Origin of the sequence: Alteromonas sp. 14N.309.X.WAT.G.H12 (assembly GCF_036697315.1) — a bacterium.
Classification (GTDB): Bacteria; Pseudomonadota; Gammaproteobacteria; order Enterobacterales; family Alteromonadaceae; genus Alteromonas.
Genome location: NZ_JBAHZB010000098.1, coordinates 8,631 through 12,982, shown reverse-complemented (window position 1 = coordinate 12,982; position 4,352 = coordinate 8,631). Strand labels below are relative to the sequence as shown.

Below are 4,352 nucleotides of genomic sequence, written 5' to 3'. Positions count from 1 at the left end.
ATTGAAAATAATTATGCCACTGCATAGGAATATCAGGGCTGCCATGATCCAAACTGCATGAGAACGCTTCTGCCCCTGATTTTCCACCAGATAGGCAACAGGTACCTCCAACATGGAGATCGACGAAGTCACCGCGGCGATAACCATTAACGCAAAAAAGGCACATGCCACAAAGACACCCACGGAACCGATGGAATTAAAAAGGGCTGGAAGGACATTAAAAATGAGTTGGTCACCTTCAATCAACGCTCCATCAGCGGTAAAGATCTCCACCCCATTCGTTTGCGCCACGTACATAGCGGGAATAATGAGCATGCCCGCAATAATCGCCACACCGATGTCAACTAAAGCCACAGAGGCACCTATGGAAGGCAGATTTTCATGCTTGGACAAATAAGAACCATAAACCAACATGGTACCTACCCCTAGAGACATGGAGAAAAACGCTTGTCCCATGGCACTAATTAAAAGATCGGGATCTAAGACGCGGCTGAAATCTGGCCAAAGGTAGGCGTTCCACCCTTCACTGGCACCAGGTTGAAAACTCACATAAACAATCAGCGCCAAAATAATAATGACCAGTGTAGGCATAAGACGTACCGACCATTTTTCGATACCGGACTTCACACCACCTAGAACAATTGACGCGGTAAGCACCATGAAGATGCCGCAGAATACCAGGTTACGGCTATTGGAAAAGCCAAGTAGCCACTCAGAGGTACCGTCGAACTGTAAAATCTGGGCCATAGCATCGGTAAAATAAGCCACCATCCAGCCACCGACAATGGCGTAGAAGGCCAGTATGAGCGACACAGTTACGCATCCCCATAAGCCCGTTATGGTACCAATGCTGCTGCCGGATATTTTCGTGAGGGCTTCAACCATATTGGAGCGATTAGATCGACCAATAATAAGCTCAGCCATTAGGACCGGATAAGCAAGTAAAAACGCCAGAACAAGATAGACCAGAACAAAAGCTGCACCACCATTGGTGGCAACTTGTGTAGGGAAGCCCCAAATATTCCCCAAACCCACAGCGGAACCTGCTGCGGCAAGTATGAAGCCTATCCGTGAAGAAAATTCTCCTCGCATCGCCATGAAGGTTGTCCTTTTATTATTGTTTTAATGTATTACTGCAGCATAAAAAAAGGGCTGGCTATTAGCACCAGCCCTGTATTTTATGGCTTATTGATGGTGAATTGCGTACTTTCCGGTATCAAGCATATCAAAGGTGATATTGGCTGTTTCATCAAGAAAAGGATCTAACTCTTCAAGCTCATCAGGTAAATCATCCAACGATTCCACGGGCTCTTTACCCATGCGAGCGAGTCGCTCATTGGCCCGTTTTAATTCCTCTGCCAATGCTTCTTCTTTTTTGGCTTCGCGTTCAGACTTCACCAAGGAAATGTACTTTTTATCTTTGTTCTTACGATATTCTTCAATATCTTCCGCTAAATATTTAAACTCAGGATCTTTTAACACCCGGGCATTATGTTTTGCGGCTAAAATATCTAACGCGCCCTGGCTGTCGCCAAAGGTTGTGTAGTTTGCCCGGCTAATGCTATCCCAAGGGAGGGAGTTTTCTTCCTCACTTTCGCCCCATTCAGCGGGATCGATAGGGGATGGGTATAGGATGTCCGGCACCACACCCTTGTGCTGGGTACTGCCGCCATCAATACGATAAAACTTAGCGATGGTAAACTGCACGCTGCCAAGGGGGTTATCATACAGGTCGTAAATACGCCCTAACCCTCTGTGCTGCTGCACGGTACCTTTACCGAAAGTTTGCTCGCCAACAATCAACGCACGATGATAATCCTGCATAGCGGCGGCAAAAATCTCTGATGCTGACGCGCTGTAGCGATCAACCAATACGGTAAGCGGGCCATCATATGTCACCAGGCCGTCGGTATCACGATTAACACTCACCTTACCTTCACCGTAGCGAATTTGTACCACCGGGCCTTTTTCAATGAATAGACCTGTGAGCAGGGTTGCTTCGGTTAATGAGCCACCACCGTTACCACGTAAATCGACGATAACGCCTTTCACATCCTGTGCTTTAAGGGATTCAAGCTCTTTTTTCACATCCGCATGAAGGTTGTTGTAAAAGCTGGGGATGGTGATCACGCCAAGCTTTTCACCTTCATAGTTACCGCTTTTCGGTTCATAAACTTCAGATTTAGCGGCTCTATCTTCAAGTTTAATTTTATCTCGAGTCAAGCTAACAACAGACATGGCCTTGCTTTCTGTTGCCCCTTTTTGAATTTGTAAGCGGACCGTGCTGCCTTTCGGCCCTTTGATCAGATCCACAACTTCATCAAGACGCCAGCCCACTACATCGACAAATTCATCGTCATCTTGTGCCACACCGATAATCTTATCTTCGGGTTTTAATGCGTTTGACTTGTCCGCAGGTCCGCCTGGCACCACACTTTTTATAACTGTGTAATCATCTTCACTTTGTAAAACCGCACCGATACCTTCAAAGGATAAATTCATTTCCATTTCGAAACGATCGGCATTACGGGGGGATAAATAACTGGTATGGGCCTCAATGCTTCGGGCAAAGGAGTTCATCACTGTTTGAAAAACATCTTCACTTTCTGCTTGGGTAAGGCGTTTGATGGCACGGGTATAGCGTTTAGTTAGTAGGTCTTTCGCTTCATCCCAGGTTTTATCCGCCAAAATGAGATTTAGGGCATCATATTTAACCCGTTGACGCCATAATTCATCGAGTTCTTCTTCTGATACAGGCCACTGTGCATCTTCTCGATCATAATAAAACTTGTCGCCTTCTTTTTCGAAATCGAAGGGTTCGTCAAGCAAACTAAGAGCATACTCATAACGTTCAGCCCGGCGTTTCGCGCTGAGGTTATACATATCGTATGCAATAGAGAGATTTCCGCGCGCGAGGGCTTCGTCGAAACTGTCTTTATAAGCGTCGAAACCGTCAATGTCTGATTTTAAAAAGATCTGTTTGCCGCTGTCTAACGACCGTAAAAAACGATCGTAAATTTTTTCCGACAAGGCATCATCCAACGCGATTTCCTTGTAGTGAGCCCGAGTAAAGAGCGCACTGACACGTTTTGCAGCCACACTATGCTGGCTTTCCTGTTGTAAAACAGGCAGGTTTTCAACGTCTTCAGTAGTTGTGATTGCACCCGCGCCAATACTGACTGACAAAAAAGCACTGGCAATGGAAATGCGAAGGATTTCTTTCATATTACGACCTCTTGGAATTCGCCAAACGTAAAGCGTCTGCGCTGACTTTTACCACCATACCCGAGTCTAACTGAACATGAATGCCATCTTTGGAAACATCAGTGATCACTGCATGCATTGGCGTTTTGCCCAGTTTAACGGTAACAGCTGTGCCTTCCTGAATGTCGGATTCAGTCAGTTTCGCAGGAGGTGTCTTTATTGGTCTGTCGGATTTTGATTTAGTTCCCTTTTTAGCTCGCTGAGGTGGCGTATTCTCCCCCTCAGGTCGACTTTTCTTGGGAAATGGGCGTTTATCCCCTTGGACTTTTTGTTTTGCCTTTCGTTTTTCTGCGGCTTTGGCTTTACTTTCGTCAAGTTGCTGCTTTGCGTGATCGGCGTGCTCCTTTTCGATTTGTGCATCTTGATTACCATCAAGATCAACACGGTAAGCCCCTTCCTTAATACTATGAAGATACCGCCAACTGTTGGTGTAATGGCGTAAGGTAGAACGCAATAGCGTTTTACTAATACGCTCATCGTTTTCCAGTCGTGCGGCCAGGTCCTGAAAAATACCTATTTTCAGGGGACGGGCTTCGCCTTCCGTGGAAAAACAGTTGGGGAACGATTCAGCCAAAAAGGCGATAACATCTTTACTGTTTGAAAACTTCTCTGGTGATTCCATTAATTCTTTACGTGCAGGTTAATAATAGTCGTCATTGTCCGCATCATCCCAAGTTGCCAGCGTGTGGTCAACCCAATCAAGCAATTCATCGTCCTCAATGTCCAATAAATTTCCACTTTGATGCCATGTTTCCCAAGTATAGTGCAATAAACGTTCAAGCCAATGGGTTTCTACGTCTTCATCCGCACGGTCATAAATACAGTGCAGTATGAAATTTAATCGCTCCGCAGCTTCATCCGGCTCGTCATATTTATCTTCCATATCTTCCGGTGTGGCCAATATGACATGAATATCTACATTATCTTTCATGATAGTGTGTCGATGAATGTTGCGGCTAAGGCTTCAAGCCCTTGTCTATCGCTCTGATTAAAACGATGGGTAATGGGGCTGTCGATATCCAGCACACCAATAAGCTTGTCGTTGTATATAAGCGGAACCACAATTTCTGAGTTAGACGCTGCATCAC

At 45.6% G+C, this 4,352-nt stretch carries 5 protein-coding genes; all 5 read right to left on the bottom strand.

Annotated elements, in window-relative coordinates:
* The coding region (locus V5298_RS16995; RefSeq protein ID WP_332932624.1) for a sodium-dependent transporter at positions 1 to 1,098 on the bottom strand (1,098 nt) is incomplete at its 3' end.
* An 87-nt stretch (positions 1,099 to 1,185) separates the two neighbouring features.
* On the bottom strand, positions 1,186 to 3,225 hold the full coding sequence (gene prc, locus V5298_RS16990; protein ID WP_332932623.1) for a carboxy terminal-processing peptidase: 2,040 nt from the start codon (positions 3,223 to 3,225) through the stop codon (positions 1,186 to 1,188).
* 1 nt (position 3,226) lies between these two features.
* The gene (proQ, locus tag V5298_RS16985; protein WP_332932622.1) at positions 3,227 to 3,886 is read right to left on the bottom strand and encodes an RNA chaperone ProQ; all 660 of its coding nucleotides are present in this window, start codon (positions 3,884 to 3,886) and stop codon (positions 3,227 to 3,229) included.
* Between the two features lie 18 nt (positions 3,887 to 3,904).
* Positions 3,905 to 4,195 carry a hypothetical protein gene (locus V5298_RS16980; RefSeq protein ID WP_332932621.1) on the bottom strand — a complete coding sequence of 97 codons (291 nt, stop codon included), beginning with the start codon at positions 4,193 to 4,195 and terminating at the stop codon, positions 3,905 to 3,907.
* On the bottom strand, positions 4,192 to 4,352 hold a 161-nt coding region (locus tag V5298_RS16975; RefSeq protein WP_332932625.1), incomplete at its 5' end, for a GAF domain-containing protein. The genes V5298_RS16975 and V5298_RS16980, both read right to left, overlap by 4 nt.

Bases quoted from the DNA above. Each gene is read 5' to 3' on its own strand.
- V5298_RS16980 (WP_332932621.1), bottom strand. From the start codon at position 4,195: ATGAAAGATAATGTAGATATTCATGTCATATTGGCCACACCGGAAGAT.
- proQ (WP_332932622.1), bottom strand. From the start codon at position 3,886: ATGGAATCACCAGAGAAGTTTTCAAACAGTAAAGATGTTATCGCCTTT.
- prc (WP_332932623.1), bottom strand. From the start codon at position 3,225: ATGAAAGAAATCCTTCGCATTTCCATTGCCAGTGCTTTTTTGTCAGTC.